Below are 22,279 nucleotides of genomic sequence, written 5' to 3'. Positions count from 1 at the left end.
CGCCCCTGGTTTCCGGGCCTCTTCACGTGGCAGCTCAGGACGGCACACCGGCCCATCGCCGCAGCACGACCTCGCAACCGGCAACGGCAGCGGCATCGACGACATCGGAAGCCCAGACGACCACCCCGTCCGGCCGCACCAGCACCCCGGCCGGAGTCGCATCGCCATCGGTCACACGGTTCACCCGCCCGCCCCAGCCCGCGGCGAGACCGCCGAGCGCGCCGTCCAACGTACGGTCGAGCAGCAGGAACCCGCCGCCGTGACCGTGGTCGGCCAGCCGGGAGCCGTCCCTCAGCCACAGATCGGGAACGAACCGCCCGATCAACGGATGGTCGGGACAGTCCCCGGGCAGGTCGATGCGCTGCGCAACGCCGGAGATCTTCTTGACCGCGTACGTCGTGCCCTCCCGCGTGCTCAGCAGATCACCCACGACCTCCCGGAGCGCGGCCGACTTGGCGTCCCCGCGCAGCACCCCGATCTGAGCCCGCGTCCAGTCCATCACCCAGGCGCCGATGGGCCGGCGCTCGGCGTCGTAGGTGTCGAGCAGCCCTTCGGGCGCCCACCCGGCGACCACGGCCCCGAGCTTCCACCCGAGGTTCATCGCGTCACCGGCCCCGAGGTTGAGCCCCTGGCCGCCGAACGGCGGATGCACATGCGCGGCGTCACCGGCCAGGAGCACCCGCCCCGAACGGTAGGTCGCGGCCTGGCGGGTGTTGTCGGTCCAGCGGGTCGGGACGGCGCGCAGTGCGGTCAGCGTGACATCGGTACCCGAGACCCGGCGCAGACTGCCCTGCACCTCCTCAAGGGTGACCGCCGCAGACCGGTCGGCGGGCGGACCGCCGAACTCCAGGGTGGCCACCCGCCCGGGCTGCGGCCCGTAGCGGTACGCCCCCCGACTCGACCACGCCCATCCGTCCGCGAGCAGCGAGGGGTCGGCGATGTCGACGACCGCCTGGTAGCCGGTGAGTTCGGGGTCGGTACCGGGGAAGCCGATGCCGACGAGGCGCCGCACGGTGCTGTGCCCGCCGTCGCACCCGACCAGCCACCGGGTGCGCACCGCACCGGCGCTGGTGCCGACGAGCACACCGTCGCCGGTGTCTTCGAGCCCGGTGACCTCCACCCCGCGCCGTACAAGCACGCCGAGTCGCGCGACGTGGTCGGCCAGCAGCGCCTCCATCTGAGGCTGCGGCAGCATCCGCGCCCCGCCGGCGGCGGTGTGCGCGGCGAAGTCGGGATCGGACCAGTCCACGAGGCCGGGGTCGAGGACCATCCCCGCGAAATGCCCGGTGAGCCGCGTACCGCCCCTTCGCCCGCCGCCAGGCAACAGCCCTCGGCGGTCGAGCGCCTCGGCGGTCGGCACGTTGATCGACTGCGCCTTCATCGCCTCGTCCGGCTCGGCCCGCCGCTCGAGTATCTGCACGCTCGCCCCGGAGAGCGCCAGCTCCGCGGCGAGCAGAAGGCCCACCGGCCCGGCCCCGACCACGGTCACGTCCACGTCGTACTTCTCATCGCTAGACACGAACAGCGTTCTATATACGAACAGTGTTCGTGTCAAGCTATAGTGGTCGGGTGAACCCGAGAGAGCGACGCGCGGCACGCCACCAGCCGCCGAGCCCCGACACCGAGCCCAGGCCGCGGCGGCGCAAGGTCCCGATCACCGTGGAGCAGGTCGTCGACACCGCGCTGGGCGTCATCGCCGTGGAGGGCTACGAGGCGCTCACCATGCGACGGCTGGCCGGCGCGCTCGACACCGGTCCCGCCTCGCTCTACGCCCACGTGGTCAACAAGGCCGACCTCGACGAGCTGCTCATCGGGCGGCTGTGCGCCGAGCTCGTACTGCCCGAGCCCGACCCCGCGGCCTGGCGGGAGCAGATCCGCGGCGTGTGCGCCCGGATACGCGACCAGTACCTGAAGTACCCCGGGATCTCCCGCGCCGCGCTCGCCATGGCCCCCACCAACCTGGAGACCGTGCGCGTCAGCGAGGGAATGCTGGCGATCCTGCTCATCGGCGGCATCGCCCCACAGGCCGCCGCCTGGGCCATCGACGCCCTCCTGCTGTACGTGGCCGCCTACTGCCTCGAAGCATCGATCGCGCGCCAACGATCAGCGGACGACGACGCGATCTGGGTCCACAACCGCGACGAACTCCTACGCCGCCTCGCGGCCCTGCCCCCCGAGACCTTCCCCCACACCACCCGCCACGCCACCGAACTCACCGCCGGCGAGGCCCACGACCGCTTCGACTTCACCCTCACCCTGATGCTGGAGGGTCTCGCACACCGGTAGCGCGTGACGCCGGTACACAAAAACGTTCATTCGTATCTCGAACGGGTGAATGCACCCCATCACCCGGACAGCGCATCTCGTGATCGCCGAGATTGCTCCCATGGTCACATCGACACACGAGGCCTCACACCGGATCTTCCAGGAGCATCCCGAGGTTCTCGCCCCCGTCTTCAAGGCACTGGGTCTGCCGCCTCCGGCAAAAGCGATCATCGAGGCGATGTCCCCGGACGCCACGGAGATCCGTCCCATGGAACGCCGTGTGGACACCGTGCTGAAAGTCGAGCCGTCCGAGGGGGACCGGTTCATGGTCGCCGTCGAGGCCCAGACCAGACGGGCCCCGGACAAGGGGATCAGCTGGGCGTACTACGTGGCGTACCTGCATGCGAAGTTCGGGCTCCCGGTGCTGCTGGTCGCGGTATGCAAGAACAAACCGACCTCTACGTGGGCGGCGGGGCCGTTCGAGAGTCGTGTCGGCCCCTGGGCCACCCAGGTGACGCGCCCGTTCGTCCTGGGTCCGCACAACGTTCCCGAGATCACCGACGCGTCGATGGTCGCTGAGGAGCCGGCGATGGCCACGATCTCTGCCATCGTCCACAGCGAGAGCAAGGACATCGACGCCATACTGGACATGCTGGCCCGCGGAATGCGGTCCTTCGACAAGGCCACAGCGAAGTACTGGTGTGAATTCGTGGAAGTCGGCCTGGAGGACACTCCGGCCAAGGAGACATGGAAAGGTCTTCAGAAGATGGTCGCCACCTACTTCCCCGGCCGGGGAACTCTCTTCGAGCAGACGTACCTTGAGGGCGAGGCGAAGGGCGAGGCGAAGGGCGAGGCCAAGGCCATCCTTCGCTTCCTCGAAGCACGGGGCGTCTCCGTCCCCGAGGAGGCCCGGGACCGCATCGCTGGCTGCACCGACCTCGACCTCCTCAACCACTGGCTGGACCGGACGCCGCATGTGGAGAGCATTGACGAGCTCTTCGCCGAAGAGCCGACGGTGTCCGAGGCCGCACCCGACGGGGGCCCAGCATGAATGCGCCGCTCCTGATCAACCGGATGAGCCCGGAACTGCAAGAGCGGGTGAGGGACCGGTACATGTCCACAGCCCTCGCCATGGCCATCGGGCTCTCTCGCGAGGAGGCGATGGCCGACCAGAACGCACACCTGAACGAGATCAGCCGACGCGATTCCCTGTCCCTCGAGGACGTCACCTGCCTGCGTGCCTTGGCGGGGAGCTGGACCGATGAGTACAGGATGGCGTGGAAGGCCGGCTTCGCGGAGGGGCGGGCCACGGCGGTCCTGCGGACCCTCCAGAGGCGGGGCATCGAGGTAACCGCCAACACCTGGGAGCGCGTCACCGCCTGCACCGACCTGGCAACCCTCGCCCACTGGCTGGACTCGGCCTTCACCGTCACGAACGCCGAAGAACTGTTCACCGCGGAGCCGGGCCGCGACCAGCCCTCAGCTCCCTGAGGCGTACGTGACGAAGTCCGCCCAGGCCTCCGGCGCCAGCGCGAGCCGGGGGCCTTCGGCGTGCTTGGAGTCGCGGACGTGGACGGTGCCAGGAGTAGCGGCCACTTCGACGCAGGACTCACCGTCGGTACCACCGCTGTAGCTGCTCTTGAACCACGCCGGCTCGAAGGCGTCTCCGGCGGAAGCCTTGCGGATCATGTTTCTCCCAGCAGTTTCTCGATGAAGGCCAGCGACTCCCGGGGTGGGAGGGCCTGCGCCCGGATGGTGCCATACCGCAGGTCAAGGATGCGGAGCTGTTTCGGATCGGTGATCGGCCGCCCGTTGAACGCACCGTCGGAGCGGCCTGCCGCTGTACCGTCCGGGAACTTCAGCAACTCGATCCTGCCGTCCAGCCCCGGGTGGGGATCGGAGTTCGTCGGCATGACCTGAAGCGTGACGTTGTGCAAGCGCCCCACCTCCAGCAGGTGTTCGAGCTGCTGTCGCCACGCCATTGTGCCCCCAACCTGTCGACGCAGCGGCGCCTCTTCCAGCACGAAGTGGACCGATGGGGCTGGAGCACGTTCGAATACAGACTGCCGCGCCAAACGCGCAGCCACCATGCGTTCCACATCGTCTGGCGAGTACGGCGGCTGCCCAGCCTGGATCAAGGCCCTAGTGTGCTCAGGCGTCTGCAAGAGCCCAGCGATGATGTTGCACTCGTACACACCGATTTCGACCGCCCTGGCCTCCATCTGGGCCAAGTCCCGCACTTTCTTCGGGTACCGGACCTTCTCCACATCCTCCTTCATCGCCGCGAGCAACCCACCCGCCCCCAACACCTCGTCCGCCCTGTCGAGGAACTCGGGCCGCGGAATCCGCTTCCCGCCCTCGATCTTGTAGACCATGTCCTCGCCATAGCCGACGGCCTTTCCGAACTCGCCGGCCCTCATCCCCACCGCCTCACGCCGCAGCCTCAACTGCCGTCCCACCGTGGCGACAACGGCAAGGCCCCACTCATCCTCCGGATCCACCTCCCACCCCGGCTCGTCCGCCTCGCCATTGAGCCTCCGCGCCTCTCCATCGACCGACATATCGCACCCCTCTGGCAAGCTCAGACAGCCCGGACGCGAGCGGACATGCCCCGGACAGTCACCCTACGTATCAGCACTGTCACTGTTCACGGTAAGCACGCACCGCCACCCTCAGTGATGTGAATCAGGAAAAGTCCACCCAACTTCTCTCCCCCACCGACCACTTCAGCGTCCTGCTGTCCCCCACCCCACGAGGCGCCCGCCTCGCTCGCCTGCTCGCCACGGAGTGGCTGCGCACCCGCGACCTGCCCCACCGCGTGACCGAGGCCGCCGAACACCTCGTCGCCGAACTGGCCACCAACGCCGCCACCCACGGCCGGCTCCCCGGACGCGACTTCCGCCTCGCCCTCCTGGCCCGCCACGCGACCCTCCGCATCGAGGTCACGGACACCCGGGGTGACAACCTCCCCCACCGCCGTCCGCCCACCCCCGACGCGGAGTCAGGCCGCGGACTGCTCCTCGTCGACGCCCTCGCCGACCGCTGGGGCGTGAAGCTGGGCCCCGTCCCCCGCAAGACCGTCTGGGCCGAACTCGATCTGCCACCGGAACCCGACCACGTGTGCTCCGGTGCCGTCGGCGGTCTTCCCCAAGGAACACGAGAGGGAAAGAAACCACGCCAAGCCCCACCCCTCCCGCCCACGGCGCACGCTCACTCGGGCGGGTGAACATCACCGGCTCAGCTGGATTCCTGACGGGTCGTCTGCCTTACGCTCAGCGCAACACGACACAGCACGGCCCCAGACACACGACGGCCCCCGCCGGGACTGGCATCCCACTGCGAGGGCCTCACCACCAAGGAAGCACCAACCTTCCCGATGGATACCCAAAACACTAGCGCGCGCCCGCGCGTCCGGTCCCGTAACAGCGGGAAAAACCACCCCCACGCGCACCCCAGCGGCGTCATCCACGACAACACCCGCCACACCACCCGCTTCACGGTGATCGGCAACCACCTCACCCAGCACCCGGACCTGTCGCTCCTGGCGATCGGACTGGCCTGCCACATCCAGTCGCTGCCCACCGGCTCCCGCATCGACATCAAGTCCCTCACCGCCCGCTTCAAGGAGGGACCCACCCGGATCGCCGCCGCCCTGCACGAGCTGCAGGACCACGGCTACCTGCGCCGCACCCGCGAACGCACCGAGACCGGCCGGATCGTCACCCGCACCGTCTCCTGCAACCAGCCGGGCCGCCACCGCGACCGCGACACGTCCGAACCACCCCCGCCCAAGCCCCCGGCCCGCCGCGAGGCCGCCACCCCGGAGCGGAAACCCGCACGCCCCCGCGCCCTCCCCGCCGTACCGAAGCCCGCGTACACCTCCCCCGCTCTCCTCCAGACGGCCACCGAAGTCCTGGCCGGCCTCCGCCGCACGGACCCCCGCCTGCTCCTCTCCGCCACCGACGCCGAACACCTCGCCCCCGGAGTCGTCGCCTGGCTGGAACGGGACCTCACCCCCACGGCCGTACGCCACGCCCTGACCACCGACCTGCCACAGGAGCCCCTACGCCGCCCGGCCGCCCTCCTTGCCCACCGCCTCGCCGCCGAGCTCCCGCCCCTACCGCCGCTCCGCGCCCCCGAACCACCCCCGCCGGTGCGTCACCCCATGCGCAACTGCGACACCTGCGACCGCGGCTACCGCGGCCCCGACCCACACCACTGCGGTGACTGCCGACCCCCCACGCACCTCTGAGACCAAGGAACCGAATGGTCAGCTCACCCCACGAGGCGATGCACCGCATCTTCCAGCAGTATCCGGGCCTCTTCTCCGGAGTCGCCGAGGTGCTCGGCATCGACTTCCCCCAGCCCACCTCGTTCACCGTCCTGCCCAACGACCTCACCGAGACCAGCCCCGTCGAACGCCGCGTGGACACCCTCCTGCGGCTGGAGACGGAGGACGACGAGCCGCTGCTCCTGGCGGTCGAGTCCCAGGGCGGGAAGGACCCGGACAAGCCCGCCAGCTGGGCGTACTACGCCTCTTACCTGCTCACGAAGTACCGGCTGCAGCCGATGCTGCTGGTCGTCTGCCAGGACCACGCCACCGCGGAATGGGCCGCGCGCGAGGTCAGCTTCGGCCCACGCCAGTGGCCCCTGCTGACCCTGCGGCCGCTGGTCGCGGGACCGCACAACATGCCGGTGATCACCGACCCGGCCCAAGCCCGCAAGGATCTCGCCCTCGCCACGCTGGCCGCGATCACCCACGCCAAGCATCCGGACGCGGGGGTCATACTCAAGTCAATGACGACCGTTCTGCGGGACACCCCGCAGAACGTCGCCGACCCGATCATCGAACTCATCGCACAAGGCCTGGGCAAGCACCCAGCCGCACAACTGTGGAGGAAACTGGTGGCCGTGGACCTCTCCTTCTACAAGTCAGACCTCTCCGAGGAAATCCGCGACGAAGGCCGAGCCGAAGGCCGAGCCGAGGACATCCTGGACGTCCTGGACGTGCGCGGCATCGCCGTCCCCGAAGCGGTCCGGGAACGCATCACCGGCTGCGGCGACCCCGAGACCCTGCGCCTCTGGCACCGGCGCGCCGTAACCGCCCCGACAGCCGAAGCGATCTTCGAAGACGAGTAGCGAATACGTAGCCGTGGACCTCTCCTTCTACAAGTCAGACCTCTCCGAGGAAATCCGCGACGAAGGCCGAGCCGAAGGCCGAGCCGAGGACATCCTGGACGTCCTGGACGTGCGCGGCATCGCCGTCCCCGAAGCGGTCCGGGAACGCATCACCGGCTGCGGCGACCCCGAGACCCTGCGCCTCTGGCACCGGCGCGCCGTAACCGCCCCGACAGCCGAAGCGATCTTCGAAGACGAGTAGCCCCGGAACATGGCGGAGAGGCCGACCCGGCACGCGGGTCGGCCTCCTGAGGCAGGGCGCTCCGGGATCCGCTAGTTCAGCACCCCGGCCCCCGTAGTCGTCGCCAGCGAAGTCGGCAGGTTCTTCGCCGAGGTCTCCAGGCCCGCCGTGAGGGTCGGCGTCCAGTTGACGGTCGTCTTGATCTTCTTCGACGACGCGGAGTTGTAGGCGGCCACCAGGTCCGTCGCCGTGCCGTTGACGAGGTTGCCGCTGCCGGCGACGGAACCCGTGCCGTCGCCGCTGAGGAGCTTGGAGACCTTCTGGCCGGCAGGGATCTTCCAGTAGTTGTCCTCGGCCACGACCTGGGCCTTGGCGCGGGAGTTGATGCTGTACTGGAGGACGTAGCCGTTGACCGTCGCGGTGTCGTACAGGTTGTTGTAGATGTGCACCTGGCCGATGCGGGCCAGCGGCGCGCGCTGCACGATGCCCTTCCACACGTTGTGGTGGATGGAGACGTGCAGCTTGCCGGTGCTGTCGGTGTCGCTGCTGCCGATGAGCATCGTCTTGTCGTGGTTGGTGAACTGGTTGCGCTCGACGGTCACCAGGTCCGAGCCCTTGGTGATGTCGAGGGAACCGTCGTGGATCTGGTACTCGCGGCCGTAGTACTTCGGGTTGGCGCTGTCGAAGTGGGCGGCGTCGGTGAAGGTGTTGTGGTCCGCCCAGACGTGGGTCGCCCCGCGCAGGGTGACCGCGTCGTAGTTCGAGTTCCAGTTGCCGTCATCGCCGTCGGTCGGGTCCCACTGCGGGAAGCAGTCCTCGGTGGCGGAGAAGGTCAGGTTGCGGACGATGACGTTGTCCACGCTCTGGATCTGGAGCATGCCCCCGGTGATCCCCGCCTTGGTGCCCGGCACGCCGACGATGCTGGTGTTGGCCGGCACCTTGAAGGTGACGTTCTTGGCCTGCTTGGTCTGGGCGGCGACCCTGGCCTTCTCCTGCGTACCGGAGGGCAGCTTGGAACGGCCGTAGGTGGCGGGGTCGAACGCCTTCAGGTAGGCCGAGAGCGAGTAGCCGGTGCCCGACGCGTAGTCGGAGCAGGTCAGCTTCTTGCCGGAGTCGTCGGTGTTGGCGTCGATGGTCCCGCTGACCTTGATGATCCGGGGCGTCGTGTCGGAGGCGGAGCCCAGCGCCTTCACCAGCTGCGCGCGGGTGGAGACGGTGAAGGTGTGCGCGGAGTCCGCCTTCGCCCCGCCGGTCGTACCGGAACCGGAGGACGCCCAGCCGTCCTTCGCGGCCAGCGTCTGGTGGTACAGGTCGGTGCCGCTGGCGTTCGCGTTCATCACGAAGAAGCCGGCACCGGCAGCGGCGACCACGGCGGCGGCGGAGACGACGAGGACACGCCGCCCGCGGAGGGACCGGCGGTGGGAGGGGCGCTGCGAAGGGGATGCGACGGGGGATGCCACGGAGGAGTCCTTACGTGCTGGGGCGGCTTACGACTCGTCAGTGGTCGCGGGTGGCGGGAAGGTTGCCGCCATTGGGGAAGACTTTCCAGGGTGAACCTGCCGCACCTTCCCCAGCCCGGACCAGAAGCGCACCTCCGCCTCCTCGCCGATGTCTTCGCCGTGGACGCGGTCGCCCCGTTCGCCCTCGCCGGTGGCTACGCCCTGCAAGCCCACGGCCTGCTCCAGCGCCCGCACGCGAACGTCGATCTGGCGACGGAGAGCACCGCGCCGATGGACCGGATCGCCCGCGCCCTCGGCGACGCGCTGACCGCCCGGGGCCGTGAGGTGACGCTCCGGGACACGGACCCGCTCTCCGCCCACCTGTCCGTCACGGACCCGCAGACGGGGGGTCCCGTCACCGCCCTGGCCCTGCACAAGGAAACCTTCTGGAGTCCGCCCGTCCCGACCACCCCCTACGGCCCCACGCTCTGCCTGGAGGACGCGGTCGGCACCAAGATCCGGGCCCTGTACGACCGCGGGCTCGCCGTCGACCTGATCGACGCGAGGGCGGCCTCGGCCCGCTTCACCCGCCCCGAACTGGAGGAACTGGCCCGCCGCCACGCCAGGGACGAGTTCGACCTGCCCACCCTCCAGAGCCGGCTGGAGGGCATGGACTACTACGCGGACTCGGCGTTCACGGCGTACGGCCTGGGGGAGGACGCGGTCACGGAACTGCGCGCCTGGGCCCTGGCCTGGTCCACGGACATCGCCGAGCGGCTGCTGGAAGAGGGCGCGCCCCCGGACGAGACGGGGGACTGAGGTACGGGGGACTGAGGTACGGGGCCGAGGGCGAGGCGTGCCGTACCGAGGTGCCGCAGGCCCTCCCGTGCCGTCCGCGTCACCTGCTCGTACTCCTCCGCCGTGCGGGCGGCGGCCAGCTGGACCCGGGCCGTGCGGTGGCACTCCGCCGCGCTGGTCAGTGCCTGCCCCGCGTGCTCGTCCGCCGTCGCCCACGTCCGGGCGTCCGGCGGGGCCAGGCCGCCGCCGAGCCGTACGAGCCAGTGGTTGGCCTCCGCCTCCGCGTCCAGGCCGGACCGCCGCCGCCGGGGGCGCTTTCGCGTGAGCGTGGTGATCGTGCTCCGGAATCCCATGGCTGGCGCTTCCTCCCTTGTCCCCCTTATGACAAGGGAGGTCGCTGTGACGCACCGCAGGTATTCCTGTGCGCCTCCGGTGAGCTGTCAGCTCGCCGAAGCGGAGGGTGACGCCGACGAGGTGGGCCGGGGGCCGCCGCCGCCCGTGCCGTCGTTCGTCGCGCTCGGGTCGACGCCCAGGGTCAGGTGGCCGCGCACACCACGGGCGATGTGCTTCTTGTCGTACTTGAGGTAGAGCAGGCCGCCCTCGTGCCCGTTGTCCGGGTAGATGGAATCCTCGTCGAGGGTGGTGCGGGCCGTGGTGTTGCCGGCGTACGGCTCCACGGACTCCGTCAGCAGCACCGACTTCTCGTCGAAGAACAGCTGGCCGGTGTGGCAGGCGTGCCCGCCCTCGTAACCGGCGTCCGTCCACTCGCCGTCCACGTGCACCTTGACGTGGATGTGGACGCAACGGCCCTGGTACCAGCCGGGGAAGACCGTCTTGAAGGTGACGTGGCCGTGCCGGTCGGTGTGCCAGGTGCCGCGCAGGAAGCGGTCGTCGTCGGTCGGCTCCTGGTGTCCGCCGGGGCCTCCGCCGGGACCGCCCGTGGGGGGCTCGCCGGTCGGGGTTCCGGTCGGCGGCTCGCCCGTGGGGGCCGGGCCGCCACCGCCGCTGCCCATCGCCTCGTAACCCGAGTAGATGCCCACCGCGTTGCAGTGCCAGATGTCGACGGCCGCGTTCCTGACGGGCTTGCAGGTCTCGGAGTCGATCACCTTGAGGGTGAGGGTGAGGGGGATGCCCTCCTGGTCCTCGGTGACGTCCCGGCGGAGCTTGTCGGCGTCGATGTAGTACGGGCCCTCGACGAGTTCCGAGGTGAGCGTGTAGCACGCGTCGCCGTCGCCGGTGGCCCCGGAGGTCGCCTCGTCCGCCGACGCGTTCACCGCCAGGGTGCCGGCGACACCCACCGCGGCCACCGTCGCACCACCGACGACCAGGACTTTGCGGCGGGTGAGGTCTGCTGGGGCTGAAGTTTGTTCGTCTCCTGTCATGAGCCGGGAAGTTAAGTAAGAAGCCTGTCAGTGACCTTGGAAAAGGTCACTGACACGTCAGATACATGGAGAAGGGCTCGAAACCGACGGCCGGTTTCGAGCCACCCTCAGATTTACGCCGTCTCAGCCGTCTCAGCCGTCTCAGCCGTCTCAGCCGTCTCCGCCGTCTCAGCCCGCCTCGTCCGCCGCCGCGACCCGGCCCCCCACCACGGTCGGTGCACCGGAGTCCGGGCCCGAGCCGGAACCGGAGCCCGCCGCCGCGGCCGAGGCGTCACGCCGGCGGATGAACGCCGCTCCGCCCACCGCCAGCAGGGAGGCCGCGGAGAGTGTGTAGAGGCCGCCGGTCGTGCTGCCGGTGGTGTCCTTGAGGTATCCGAAGAGGAAGGGGGAGACGAAACCGCCCAGGTTTCCTATGGAGTTGATGACCGCGAGCCCGGGCGCGGCGATCTTCAGGTCGAGCCCCGTCTGCGCCATCGGCCAGAACAGCGTGGCCCCGCACTTGGCGCCGACCCCCGCGAGCGTGATGGCCGCGAGGCCGAACCAGGGGGAGCCCAGCGTGGCGAGCAGGGTGCCCACCGCCGACACGACCAGGGCGATGGCCAGGTACGGCCGTCGGTCCGGGGCGCGGTCGGTGAAGTGGCTCATCGAGTACATGGCGATGATGGAGAAGATCGCCGGGATGGCGGAGAGCAGGCCGACCTGGAAGGAGGACAGGCCCTCGATCTCCTCGATCAGACTGGGCAGCCAGAAGGTGATCGCGTAACCGGTGAGCGTCGTCGCGAAGAAGACGCCGGTGAGCAGCGCGACCTGCGGGTGGAAGATCAGCTTGAGCCGCGAGGTCCGCGGCGCCCGGGCGCGGGCCTCCTCGTCCTTGGCGACGGCGGCGCGCAGTGCCCGCTTCTCCTCGGATGTGAGCCAGCGGGCGTCCTCGATCCGGGAGACGAGGAAGAAACCGGCGATGATCCCGACCACGACCGAGAACGCGCCTTCGAGCCCGAACATCCAGCGCCAGCCGGCGATCCCGCTCGCCCCGTGCAGCTCCAGCAGGGCCCCGGTGACCGGCCCGGTCACCACTCCGGCGGCGGCGGAACCGCCGAGGAAGACGGCGGTCGCCCGGCCGCGGCGGGCGTCGGGCAGCCACTGGGTGATGTAGAGCATCGCGCCGGGGAAGAAGCCGGCCTCCGCGACGCCCAGCAGGAAGCGCAGGGAGTAGAACATCACGACGCTGTGGATGAAGCACATCGCCACGATGACCAGACCCCAGGTGATCATGATGCGGGTCAGCCAGACACGGGCTCCGAAGCGTTCGAGGAGCATGTTGCTCGGCACCTCGAACAGGGCGTAGCCGATGAAGAAGAGGCCGGCGCCGAGACCGTAGGCGGTGGCGCTGACTCCCACGTCGGCCTGGAGTTCGTCCTGGACGAAGCCGACGTTCGTCCGGTCCAGCTGGTTGACCAGAAGCATCAGGACCAGGAGCGGCATCATGCGGCGCAGGAACTTGCCGGCCGCCCGGCTCTCGGCCTGGGCCTCGGCCTCGGAGGGTTGCGGTTGCGACATCGTTGTCTCCCTCTCGCCGTACACGTACATGAACAGCTATCACATAGGTGGAACGTGGGTGGAGACGTTACGTGAACCGGCCGCCCCAGCGGGAGCGCACACGGAACGCATACAAAAGCGGCCCGGAACCGTCACCGGTTCCGGGCCGCTCAGGCTGAGGCCTGCTGGCCAGGGCCTACTTCGGCTGGGGCTTGCGCACCGAGAGGTGCAGCTCCTTCAGCCGTGCCTCCTCCAGCTCCGTCGGCGCGCCCATCATCAGGTCCTGGGCGTTGCCGTTGAGCGGGAAGGAGATGGTCTCGCGGATGTTGGGCTCGTCCGCGAGGAGCATGACGATGCGGTCCACGCCCGGGGCGATGCCGCCGTGCGGCGGGGCGCCGAAGCGGAAGGCGCGCAGCATGCCGGCGAACTTCTCCTCGACGGTCTCGCGGTCGTACCCCGCGATCTCGAAGGCCTTCAGCATGATGTCCGGCTCGTGGTTCCGGATCGCGCCGGAGGACAGCTCGACGCCGTTGCAGACGATGTCGTACTGCCAGCCCAGGATGTCCAGCGGGTCCTGGCTCTCCAGGGCCTCCAGGCCGCCCTGCGGCATCGAGAACGGGTTGTGCGAGAAGTCGATCGCGCCGGTCTCCTCGTCCTTCTCGTACATCGGGAAGTCGACGATCCAGCAGAAGCGGAAGACGTTCTCCTCGAAGTGCCCGGCGCGCTTGGCGGCCTCGACCCGCACCGCGCCCATGATCTTCGAGACCTCGTCGAACTCTCCCGCGCCGAAGAAGACGGCGTGGCCGGGGGCCAGGGAGAGCCGCTTGGTCAGCTCGGCAACGTTCTCCTCGGTGAGGAACTTCGCGATCGGGCCGGTGAGGGAACCGTCCTCGGCGACCCGCACCCAGGCCAGGCCCTTCGCGCCCAGCGTGACAGCGAAGTCGCCGAGCTGGTCGAAGAACTTGCGGGGCTGCGCCGAGACGTCCGGCACCGCGAGGGCACGCACGTGCTTGCCCGCGAACGCCTTGAACTCCGAACCCTCGAAGACGTCGGTGATGTCCACCAGCTCAAGCTTGGCCCGCAGGTCGGGCTTGTCCGAGCCGTACTTCAGCATCGCCTCGCGGAACGGGATCCGCGGGAAGGGGGAGGTGACGTGGCGGCCGCCGCCGAACTCCTCGAACAGCTCGGTCATCAGCTGCTCGATCGGGCGGAAGACGTCCTCCTGCTCGACGAAGCTCATCTCGACGTCGAGCTGGTAGAACTCGCCCGGCGAGCGGTCCGCGCGCGCGTCCTCGTCGCGGAAGCAGGGCGCGATCTGGAAGTAGCGGTCGAAGCCGGAGATCATCAGCAGCTGCTTGAACTGCTGCGGGGCCTGCGGCAGGGCGTAGAACTTGCCCGGGTTCAGGCGGGAGGGGACGACGAAGTCGCGGGCGCCCTCGGGGGAGGTCGCGGACAGGATCGGCGTCGCCATCTCGTTGAAGCCGAGGGCCGTCATCTTGTGGCGGATCGCCGAGATGACCGCCGTACGCAGCATGATGTTGCGGTGCATGCGCTCACGGCGCAGGTCCAGGAAGCGGTACTCCAGGCGCCGCTCCTCGTTGACCCCGTCCTCGGTGTTGATCGTGAAGGGCAGCGGCTGGGCGGCGCCCAGCAGCTCGACCTCGCCGACCTCGACCTCGATCTCGCCGGTGGGCAGGTCGGGGTTCACGTTGTCGGTTCCACGTGAAACGACCTCGCCGTCGACGCGGACCGTCGACTCCTTCGAGACCTTGTCGAGGGCCTCGTACGCGGGCGTGCCGGGGCGGGCGACCAGCTGGGTGATGCCGTAGTGATCGCGCAGATCGATGAAGAGGATGCCGCCCAGGTCGCGCCGATTGTGCAGCCAGCCACTCAGCCGGACGTCGGTGCCGACGTCAGAGGCGCGGAGCTCGCCGCAGGTGTGGGACCTGTACCGATGCATCGTCGTTCATCCAGTCTTCGCGGATCGGGGACTCGTTTCACGGGAAACTCCCCCAAGCGTACCGGGCAGCCCAAGATCCACTCTCGCCATTACCCGGGCGCTGCTCGGCGGCGGAGCCTGATCTCGTGCAGGACCCCGAAGCCGGCCGCGGTCAGCGGCACCGAGAGCAGCATGCCGAGGATCCCGGCGACGGACGCCCCGGCGGTGATCGCCAGCAGTACGGCCGCCGGGTGCATCTGCACGGTCCGGCTCTGGATCGCGGGCTGGAGCACATGCCCTTCGAGGAGCTGCACGGCGAGGACGACTCCCAGTGCCCACAGGGCGATGACGAACCCGCGGTCGGCGAGCGCGACCAGCACCGCGACGGCGCCGGAGATGAAGGCGCCGAGATAGGGGATGTAGGCACCGACGAAGACGAGCGCGCCGAGGCCGACGGCGCCGGGCACGCGCAGGATGAGCAGTCCGACGGTGATGCAGGTGGCGTCGATGAGCGCGATGACGGTGGTGCCGCGCATGAACCCCTCGACGGCCTCGTAGGCGCGCCGGGCCATGGCCTCCAGGGTGTCGGCGGTGCCGCCCGGGGCGACGGAGCGCAGGGTCTGGACGGCGCGGTCGGAGTCGCGCAGGAAGAAGAAGACGAGCAGCAGGGCGAGCACGGCCTCGGCGATGGTCTCGCCGACCACGCTGACCCCGCTGATGACGTTGGAGGCGGCCGTCCCGCCGAACCGGCGCAGCAACTCGCCGGAGTGGGCTGCGAGGTCGTCCAGCGAGGTCCCGGCCGCCCCGAAATGCCGGGCGACGCTCTTGGCGGCCTCCCTCAGCGAGGAGACGATCTGGCCGCCGGTGTCGATCAGCGCGGTGACGACGATGTAGACGGCGCCGCCGACCACGGCCACCACCGCGACGCAGGTGACCCCGGCCGCCACCGACCGCTGCACCCCGACCCGCACCAGCCGCCGGTGCAGTGGCCCGAGCAGCGCGGTGCCCAGCAGCGCGAGCAGCACGGGGATCACGGCCGTACGCAACTCCACACACAGCCGGATGCCGACCCACACGACCCCCGAGACGAGCAGGATCACCGCGCACCAGGCGGCGAGCCGGCGGGCCGGGGCGGGGAGCGGAGCCGACGGCGAGGGCATGCGCCCATGGCACCACGCGTCGGGGGAGGGTGCCCGCCGGGGCACGCCACGGGGGTGACACCCGCCCTCGGGTGTCACCCCCTGCCGAACCTCTGCCGAACCTCTGCCGAATCCTGGCGAATGCCTGGCGTCAGGCCTGCGGTCCGGTCTCCGTCATCCCGTGGACCGCGGGGACCGTGCCCAGCCGGCCCTTCTGGAAGTCCTCGAAGGCCTGCTGGAGTTCCTCGCGGGTGTTCATGACGAACGGGCCGTAGTGGGCCATGGGCTCACGGATGGGCTGTCCGCCGAGGAGGACGACCTCCATGTCCGGGGTGTGGGAGTCCTGCTTCTCGTCCGCGCGGACGGTGAGCGAGGACCCCGCGCCGAAGACGGCGGTCTGGCCCAGGTGGACGGGGCGGCGGTCCGCACCGACGGAGCCCCGCCCGGCCAGGACGTAGGCGAGCCCGTTGAAGTCCTCCCGCCAGGGCAGGGTGATCTCCGCGCCCGGCGCGAGCGTCGCGTGGACCATGGTGATCGGGGTGTGCGTGATGCCGGGGCCCGCGTGGCCGTCCAGTTCACCGGCGATGACACGGAGCAGCGCGCCGCCGTCGGGGGTGCTGAGCAGCTGGACGTTGCCACCGCGGATGTCCTGGTAGCGCGGGGCCATCATCTTGTCCTTGGCGGGGAGGTTCACCCACAGCTGGAGCCCGTGGAAGAGACCGCCGGACATGACGAGGGACTCCGGCGGCGCCTCGATGTGCAGGAGGCCCGAGCCCGCGGTCATCCACTGGGTGTCGCCGTTGGTGATGGTGCCGCCACCGCCGTTGGAGTCCTGGTGGTCGAAGATCCCGTCGATGATGTAGGTGACGGTCTCGAAGCCGCGGTGCGGGTGCCAGGGCGTGCCCTTCGGCTCCCCGGGCTGATAGTCCACCTCTCCCATCTGGTCCATCATGATGAACGGGTCGAGGTGGCGGTAGTTGATCCCGGCGAACGCACGGCGCACCGGGAAGCCCTCACCCTCGAAACCGCTGGGCGCGGTCGTGACGGCGAGCACGGGCCGTGCCACGGCGTCGGCGGGCGCGATCACACGGGGCAGGGTCAGCGGGTTCTCGACGGTCACTGCAGGCATGTCGGTACCTCCTTGTGCGTCCAGTTTAGTTGAGCGTTGAACTTCTTGCTACCCGGAACACAGAAAGCCCGGAGGGAATTCCCTCCGGGCGGACGGGCGAACGAGGCAGGCAGGCGGACGGGGCGGGCGGGAGCAAGCCGTCAGCCGTACATGCGGCGCATCGCGAATTCAACCATCTGTTCGACCGCCTTCGCGTCGAAGACCATGCGGTGCTCGCCCTCCATGTCGAGGACGAAGCCGTAGCCGGTCGGCAGCAGGTCGATGACCTCGGAGCCGGTGATGACGAAGTACTTGGACTCCTTGCCCGCGTACCTGCGCAGCTCCTTGAGGGAGGTGAACATCGGGATCACCGGCTGCTGGGTGTTGTGCAGGGCGAGGAAGCCGGGGTTGTCGCCGCGCGGGCAGTACACCTTGGAGGTGGCGAACACCTGCTGGAAGTCCTCGGCGGCCAGCTGGCCGGTGGTGAAGGCGCGCACCGCGTCCGCGAGCGAGGGCGGGGACGGCTCCGGGTAGAGCGGCTGCTGCTGGCCGTACCCGCCGAGGCCGCCGCCGGGCATCTGCTGCGACGAGGCGTACTGCTGCTGAGCGGCGCCACCGTCCATGGGCTGGCCGTATCCATACATGCGCGTAAGCGTACCGAGATGCCCCGCGGGGCAGGAGGGCCGTCAAAAGTTGTTGAGCCGTTTCCGAGCGCGGGTATGTAGACCCTTCTCACACTTGGACCGGTAGGGGTTGCTTCTTATTACCGGCGGGTAGCATCATCGTAGCTACTTGTTGGTACGTGAACCAGATGCGAGGAGCCAGTGCCTCGCCCAGTCCTATACGGAGCCGTCACCATGGGGCACTACAAGTCCAATCTCCGCGACATCGAGTTCAACCTCTTCGAAGTACTCGGCCGCGACAAGCTCTACGGCACCGGCCCGTTCGAGGAGATGGACACGGACACCGCCAAGAGCGTCCTGGAGGAGCTGACGCGCCTCGCGGAGAACGAGCTGGCGGAGTCCTTCGCGGACGCCGACCGCAACCCGCCGGTCTTCGACCCCGAGACGAACACCGCTCCGGTCCCGGCGACGTTCAAGAAGAGCTACAAGGCCTTCATGGAGTCCGAGTACTGGCGCCTCGGCCTCCCCGAGGAGATCGGCGGCACGACCGCTCCCCCGTCCCTGATCTGGGCGTACGCGGAGCTGATCCTCGGCTCGAACCCGGCCGTGTGGATGTACTCCTCCGGCCCGGCGTTCGCCGGCATCCTCTTCGACGAGGGCAACGACGTCCAGAAGAAGATCGCGCAGATCGCCGTGGAGCGGACCTGGGGTTCGACCATGGTGCTCACCGAGCCCGACGCTGGCTCCGACGTGGGCGCCGGCCGCACCAAGGCCGTCCAGCAGGAGGACGGCTCCTGGCACATCGAGGGCGTGAAGCGCTTCATCACCTCCGGTGAGCACGACATGGAGGAGAACATCCTCCACTACGTCCTCGCGCGTCCCGAGGGCGCCGGCCCCGGCACCAAGGGCCTGTCCCTCTTCCTCGTCCCGAAGTACCTCTTCGACTTCGAGACCGGCGAGCTGGGCGAGCGCAACGGCGTCTACGCCACCAACGTCGAGCACAAGATGGGCCTGAAGGCCTCCAACACCTGCGAGATGACCTTCGGCGACCGCCACCCCGCCAAGGGCTGGCTGATCGGCGACAAGCACGACGGCATCCGCCAGATGTTCCGCATCATCGAGTTCGCCCGGATGATGGTCGGCACGAAGGCGATCTCGACCCTGTCGACGGGTTACCTCAACGCCCTCGAGTACGCCAAGGAGCGCGTCCAGGGCCCCGACCTGGCGAACTTCATGGACAAGGCCGCGCCCAAGGTCACCATCACGCACCACCCGGACGTGCGCCGCTCCCTGATCACGCAGAAGGCGTACGCCGAGGGCATGCGCGCCCTCGTCCTCTACACCGCCTCCGTGCAGGACGCGATAGCCGTCAAGGAGGCCGCCGGCGAGGACACCTCCGCCGAGCACGCGCTCAACGACCTGCTCCTGCCGATCGTCAAGGGCTACGGCTCCGAGAAGGGCTACGAGCAGCTCGCCCAGTCGCTCCAGACCTTCGGCGGCTCCGGGTTCCTCCAGGAGTACCCGATCGAGCAGTACATCCGCGACGCCAAGATCGACACCCTGTACGAGGGCACCACCGCGATCCAGGGCCAGGACTTCTTCTTCCGGAAGATCGTCCGCAACCAGGGTGCCGCGCTGAACTCCCTCGCCGAGGACATCAAGAAGTTCCTGGCGCTCGGCACGGGCGGCGAGGAGCTGGCCGGCGCCCGCGAGCACCTCGCCAAGGCGGCCGTCGAGCTGGAGGCCATCGTCGGCCTGATGCTCACCGACCTCGCGGCCACCGAGCAGGACGTCAAGAACATCTACAAGGTCGGCCTCAACAGCACCCGGCTGCTGCTGGCCTCCGGTGACGTCGTCGTCGGCTACCTGCTGCTCAAGGGCGCCGCGGTCGCCGCCGAGAAGCTGGAGACGGCGTCGGCGAAGGACAAGGCGTTCTACACCGGCAAGATCGCGGCGGCGAAGTTCTTCGCGGCCAACGTCCTGCCCGGCGTCACCCTGGCCCGCAAGGTGGCCGAGGGTGTCGACCTGGACCTGATGGAGCTGGACGAGGCCGCCTTCTGATCCGGCCGCACCGTCCCCGCTGAACAGTCACGAGGGCCCGCTCCCGGTAGGGGGGAGCGGGCCCTCGTACGTCGTTAAGGTGAAGACTATGAGCGCACCAGCCCGCTTCGACCGCGGCCACACCGACGACCTGATGTCCTTCCTGGCGGCGAGCCCGTCGCCGTACCACGCCGTGGCGAACGCCGCCGAACGGCTGGAGAAGGCCGGCTTCAGGCAGGTCGCGGAGACGGACGCGTGGGACACGGAGACATCGGCGGCTTCCGCCGCGGGGCACGGCGGCAAGTACGTGCTGCGCGGCGGCGCGATCGTGGCCTGGTACGTCCCCGAGGGCGCCGCCGCCCACACCCCGTTCCGGATCGTCGGCGCGCACACCGACTCCCCCAACCTGCGGGTCAAGCCGCAGCCGGACACCGGGGCGCACGGCTGGCGCCAGGTCGCCGTCGAGATCTACGGCGGGCCGCTGCTGAACTCCTGGCTCGACCGCGATCTCGGGCTCGCCGGACGGCTGACGCTGCGCGACGGCTCCACCCGCCTCGTCACCATCGACCGGCCGCTGCTCAGGGTGCCCCAGCTGGCCATCCACCTGGACCGCTCGGTGTCGTCCGAGGGCCTCAAGCTGGACAAGCAGCGGCACCTCCAGCCGGTGTGGGGCCTGGGCAACGACGTGCGCGACGGCGACCTGATCGCCTTCCTGGAGCACGAGTGCGGGCTGCCGGCGGGCGAGGTGGCCGGCTGGGACCTGATGACGCACTCCGTGGAGCCGCCGGCCTACCTCGGCCGGGACGGCGAACTGGTCGCGGGCCCGCGCATGGACAACCTGCTGTCCGTGCACGCCGGCGTCGCCGCCCTCGCGGCCGTCGCCGCCTCCGGCGAAGCGCTGCCCGCCATCCCGGTACTGGCCGCCTTCGACCACGAGGAGAACGGCTCCCAGTCGGACACCGGCGCGGACGGACCGCTGCTCGGCACCGTCCTGGAGCGCTCGGTGTTCGCGCGCGGCGGCGGCTACGAGGACCGGGCGCGCGCCTTCGCCGCCACCGTCTGCCTGTCCTCCGACACCGGCCACGCGGTCCACCCCAACTACGCGGAACGGCACGACCCGACGCACCATCCGCGCGTCAACGGCGGCCCGATCCTCAAGGTCAACGTCAACAACCGCTACGCGACGGACGGTTCGGGCCGTGCCGTGTGGGCCGCCGCCTGTGAGAAGGCGAACGTCCCCTTCCAGTCGTTCGTCTCCAACAACTCCATGCCCTGCGGCACCACGATCGGCCCGATCACCGCGGCCCGGCACGGCATCCGCACCGTCGACATCGGCGTGGCGATCCTGTCGATGCACAGCGTCCGTGAGCTGTGCGGTGCGGATGACCCGTTTTTGCTGGCCAACGCGCTGGGGGCGTTTCTGGAGGGCTAGGGCCCGGTGCGAAAGGCCGCTCCGGTTCCGCTCCGGTTCCGCTACGACCGGTACCGGTAGCGGATCCGGCCGCGGGTGAGGTCGTAGGGGCTGAGCTCTACGAGCACCCGGTCGTACGGGAGGATCTTGATGTAGTTCTTCCGGATCTTCCCGCTGATGTGGGCGAGCACCTTGTGCCCGTTCTCGAGCTCCACCTTGAAGGTGGCGTTGCGAAGGCACTCGACGACGGTGCCTTCGACTTCTACGCCCCCTGCTTGCTTTGTCATGGTTTCCCTTCTCTTTTTCTCTTGTCTTGAGATAGGTGGCGGGGCGTCAGGGGCGGACGAACTCCAGGGTTCCGCCCGCGCGCCGGGCGCCGATGCCCTCGAACAGGGCGACGGCCGCCACATTGGACTCGTCCACCTCGGCCCATGCCGAAGCGGTCCCGGAGCGGTGCAGTGAACCCAGCGCGTGGGCGAGCAGCGCGCGGGCGATGCCGCGGCGGTGCCGGTCGGCCCGGACGGCGACCAGTCCGATCCGTGGCTGCCGGGTCCGCGTCGCCAGCCGGACCAGTCCCACGTACTGGCCGTCGTGCAGCGCCACCGCGTACTTCGACGGGTCGAGCACGGTGGTCCCCGGCGGGCAGGGCAGCACCTCGGCCGGCATCGTCCGCCAGCCGATGGTGGCCTCGACCTCGTCGCGGATGACGCGGTCCAGGGCGCGCAGCGGGCCCTCTTCCGCCTGACCGGCGGGCACGATCGTCACGCCTGCCGGGGGTTGAACGGAGTCGAGCCCGGTGACCCGCGGGTCGGTGGGCACGAGGTAGCCCGACTCGCGCCGCGCGGCGGCGAAACCGGCCCGCTCCCAGGCGGACCTGGAGTCGTGGTCGGCTTCGTCGACGACGGTGTGGAGCGGCGTCGGCAGGTCGGTCACCATCGCGTCGGCGAGCCGGCCGAAGACGGCGCCGTGCCACGCGTCGACGCTGATGAAGAGCCGCCCGTCGGGCCGGTGCGAAGCGTGGCCGCGGCCGACCGTGCGGTCGTCCTCCAGGGCGTGCCACTGCGTGTCCGAAACACGCGTGACCACAGAAAGCGAAGAATTCATAGGTGTTGCCTCTCAGGAGTGCCTGTCTGCGGCGCTCCCGGCGACACCTACGTCAACCGCCCACCGTGACCGAAAGGGGGAGCACCCACACCACTACAGCCTTCATGGGTCTCACCTCCTGGCGTCGTCTCACGGC

General features: G+C 69.6%; 21 protein-coding genes and 1 pseudogene. 10 read left to right on the top strand and 12 right to left on the bottom strand.

From position 1 onward, the window contains the following. Positions 1 to 34: 34 nt before the first annotated feature. Entirely contained in the window at positions 35 to 1,519 is a 1,485-nt protein-coding gene (locus ACH45E_RS09535; protein WP_399040333.1) for an FAD-dependent monooxygenase, read from the bottom strand. Between the two features lie 50 nt (positions 1,520 to 1,569). Between ACH45E_RS09535 and ACH45E_RS09530 the strand changes: the two genes are divergently transcribed. The 3 genes from ACH45E_RS09530 (at position 1,570) to ACH45E_RS09520 (ending at position 3,756) form a co-directional block, all read left to right on the top strand. Then, positions 1,570 to 2,286: a TetR/AcrR family transcriptional regulator gene (locus ACH45E_RS09530; RefSeq protein ID WP_361442337.1), complete on the top strand. Its 717-nt coding sequence runs from the start codon at positions 1,570 to 1,572 to the stop codon at positions 2,284 to 2,286. A gap of 100 nt (positions 2,287 to 2,386) precedes the next feature. Continuing rightward, complete coding sequence (locus ACH45E_RS09525; RefSeq protein WP_361442334.1) at positions 2,387 to 3,316, top strand: hypothetical protein; 930 nt, start codon at positions 2,387 to 2,389, stop codon at positions 3,314 to 3,316. 62 nt (positions 3,317 to 3,378) lie between these two features. After that, a complete protein-coding gene (locus tag ACH45E_RS09520; RefSeq protein ID WP_361442331.1) occupies positions 3,379 to 3,756 on the top strand; it encodes a hypothetical protein in 378 nt (125 codons plus the stop codon). Here the strand turns inward: ACH45E_RS09520 and ACH45E_RS09515 are convergent. Then, on the bottom strand, positions 3,745 to 3,954 hold the full coding sequence (locus ACH45E_RS09515) for a DUF397 domain-containing protein (RefSeq protein ID WP_361442328.1): 210 nt from the start codon (positions 3,952 to 3,954) through the stop codon (positions 3,745 to 3,747). The genes ACH45E_RS09520 and ACH45E_RS09515 overlap by 12 nt on opposite strands. Beyond that, on the bottom strand, positions 3,951 to 4,826 hold the full coding sequence (locus ACH45E_RS09510) for a helix-turn-helix transcriptional regulator (RefSeq protein WP_361442325.1): 876 nt from the start codon (positions 4,824 to 4,826) through the stop codon (positions 3,951 to 3,953). Before ACH45E_RS09510 ends, ACH45E_RS09515 begins: the two co-directional genes overlap by 4 nt. A 119-nt stretch (positions 4,827 to 4,945) precedes the next feature. Here ACH45E_RS09510 and ACH45E_RS09505 point away from each other — a divergent pair, with 119 nt between their 5' ends. The 4 genes and pseudogenes from ACH45E_RS09505 to ACH45E_RS09490 all read left to right on the top strand — a co-directional run. After that, positions 4,946 to 5,491: an ATP-binding protein gene (locus ACH45E_RS09505; RefSeq protein ID WP_361442322.1), complete on the top strand. Its 546-nt coding sequence runs from the start codon at positions 4,946 to 4,948 to the stop codon at positions 5,489 to 5,491. 150 nt (positions 5,492 to 5,641) lie between these two features. Then, positions 5,642 to 6,517 (top strand): helix-turn-helix domain-containing protein, encoded by an 876-nt coding sequence (locus ACH45E_RS09500; RefSeq protein WP_361442319.1) that lies wholly within the window; start codon positions 5,642 to 5,644, stop codon positions 6,515 to 6,517. 14 nt (positions 6,518 to 6,531) lie between these two features. Then, positions 6,532 to 7,404 (top strand): hypothetical protein, encoded by an 873-nt coding sequence (locus ACH45E_RS09495; protein ID WP_361442316.1) that lies wholly within the window; start codon positions 6,532 to 6,534, stop codon positions 7,402 to 7,404. Positions 7,405 to 7,411: 7 nt separating this feature from the next. Beyond that, positions 7,412 to 7,645 (top strand): annotated as a pseudogene (locus ACH45E_RS09490) (hypothetical protein); the annotation flags it as partial. Between the two features lie 71 nt (positions 7,646 to 7,716). Here the strand turns inward: ACH45E_RS09490 and ACH45E_RS09485 are convergent. Next, on the bottom strand, positions 7,717 to 8,961 hold the full coding sequence (locus tag ACH45E_RS09485) for a polysaccharide lyase family 1 protein (protein WP_361442638.1): 1,245 nt from the start codon (positions 8,959 to 8,961) through the stop codon (positions 7,717 to 7,719). 219 nt (positions 8,962 to 9,180) lie between these two features. Here ACH45E_RS09485 and ACH45E_RS09480 point away from each other — a divergent pair, with 219 nt between their 5' ends. Further along, positions 9,181 to 9,882 carry a hypothetical protein gene (locus tag ACH45E_RS09480; protein ID WP_361442635.1) on the top strand — a complete coding sequence of 234 codons (702 nt, stop codon included), beginning with the start codon at positions 9,181 to 9,183 and terminating at the stop codon, positions 9,880 to 9,882. Between the two features lie 419 nt (positions 9,883 to 10,301). Here ACH45E_RS09480 and ACH45E_RS09475 read toward each other — a convergent pair whose 3' ends face one another. The 6 genes from ACH45E_RS09475 to ACH45E_RS09450 form a co-directional block, all read right to left on the bottom strand. After that, positions 10,302 to 11,243 carry an intradiol ring-cleavage dioxygenase gene (locus ACH45E_RS09475; protein WP_361442313.1) on the bottom strand — a complete coding sequence of 314 codons (942 nt, stop codon included), beginning with the start codon at positions 11,241 to 11,243 and terminating at the stop codon, positions 10,302 to 10,304. A 168-nt stretch (positions 11,244 to 11,411) separates the two neighbouring features. Next, positions 11,412 to 12,800: an MFS transporter gene (locus tag ACH45E_RS09470; protein ID WP_361442310.1), complete on the bottom strand. Its 1,389-nt coding sequence runs from the start codon at positions 12,798 to 12,800 to the stop codon at positions 11,412 to 11,414. 175 nt (positions 12,801 to 12,975) lie between these two features. Beyond that, positions 12,976 to 14,739 (bottom strand): aspartate--tRNA ligase, encoded by a 1,764-nt coding sequence (aspS, locus tag ACH45E_RS09465; RefSeq protein WP_361442307.1) that lies wholly within the window; start codon positions 14,737 to 14,739, stop codon positions 12,976 to 12,978. An 89-nt stretch (positions 14,740 to 14,828) separates the two neighbouring features. Beyond that, positions 14,829 to 15,878: an AI-2E family transporter gene (locus tag ACH45E_RS09460; RefSeq protein WP_361442304.1), complete on the bottom strand. Its 1,050-nt coding sequence runs from the start codon at positions 15,876 to 15,878 to the stop codon at positions 14,829 to 14,831. 130 nt (positions 15,879 to 16,008) lie between these two features. Beyond that, positions 16,009 to 16,986, bottom strand: a complete 978-nt coding sequence (locus ACH45E_RS09455; protein WP_361442301.1) for a pirin family protein — start codon at positions 16,984 to 16,986, stop codon at positions 16,009 to 16,011. Between the two features lie 140 nt (positions 16,987 to 17,126). Next, complete coding sequence (locus ACH45E_RS09450) at positions 17,127 to 17,609, bottom strand: SseB family protein (RefSeq protein WP_361442298.1); 483 nt, start codon at positions 17,607 to 17,609, stop codon at positions 17,127 to 17,129. Between the two features lie 213 nt (positions 17,610 to 17,822). Here ACH45E_RS09450 and ACH45E_RS09445 point away from each other — a divergent pair, with 213 nt between their 5' ends. Next, entirely contained in the window at positions 17,823 to 19,649 is a 1,827-nt protein-coding gene (locus ACH45E_RS09445) for an acyl-CoA dehydrogenase (RefSeq protein WP_361442295.1), read from the top strand. Positions 19,650 to 19,737: 88 nt separating this feature from the next. Then, positions 19,738 to 21,060: a M18 family aminopeptidase gene (locus ACH45E_RS09440; protein ID WP_361442292.1), complete on the top strand. Its 1,323-nt coding sequence runs from the start codon at positions 19,738 to 19,740 to the stop codon at positions 21,058 to 21,060. A gap of 41 nt (positions 21,061 to 21,101) precedes the next feature. Here the strand turns inward: ACH45E_RS09440 and infA are convergent, their stop codons facing one another. Then, a complete protein-coding gene (gene infA / locus ACH45E_RS09435; protein ID WP_361442289.1) occupies positions 21,102 to 21,326 on the bottom strand; it encodes a translation initiation factor IF-1 in 225 nt (74 codons plus the stop codon). 46 nt (positions 21,327 to 21,372) lie between these two features. Next, a complete protein-coding gene (locus tag ACH45E_RS09430; RefSeq protein ID WP_399040326.1) occupies positions 21,373 to 22,143 on the bottom strand; it encodes a GNAT family N-acetyltransferase in 771 nt (256 codons plus the stop codon). Positions 22,144 to 22,279 lie beyond the last annotated feature (136 nt).

The sequence above is a fragment of the Streptomyces sp. NPDC020299 genome (assembly GCF_044387825.1).
Classification (GTDB): Bacteria; Actinomycetota; Actinomycetes; order Streptomycetales; family Streptomycetaceae; genus Streptomyces.
Note: the sequence above shows the minus strand (reverse complement) of the source record. Positions and strands in the feature narration are given on the sequence as shown.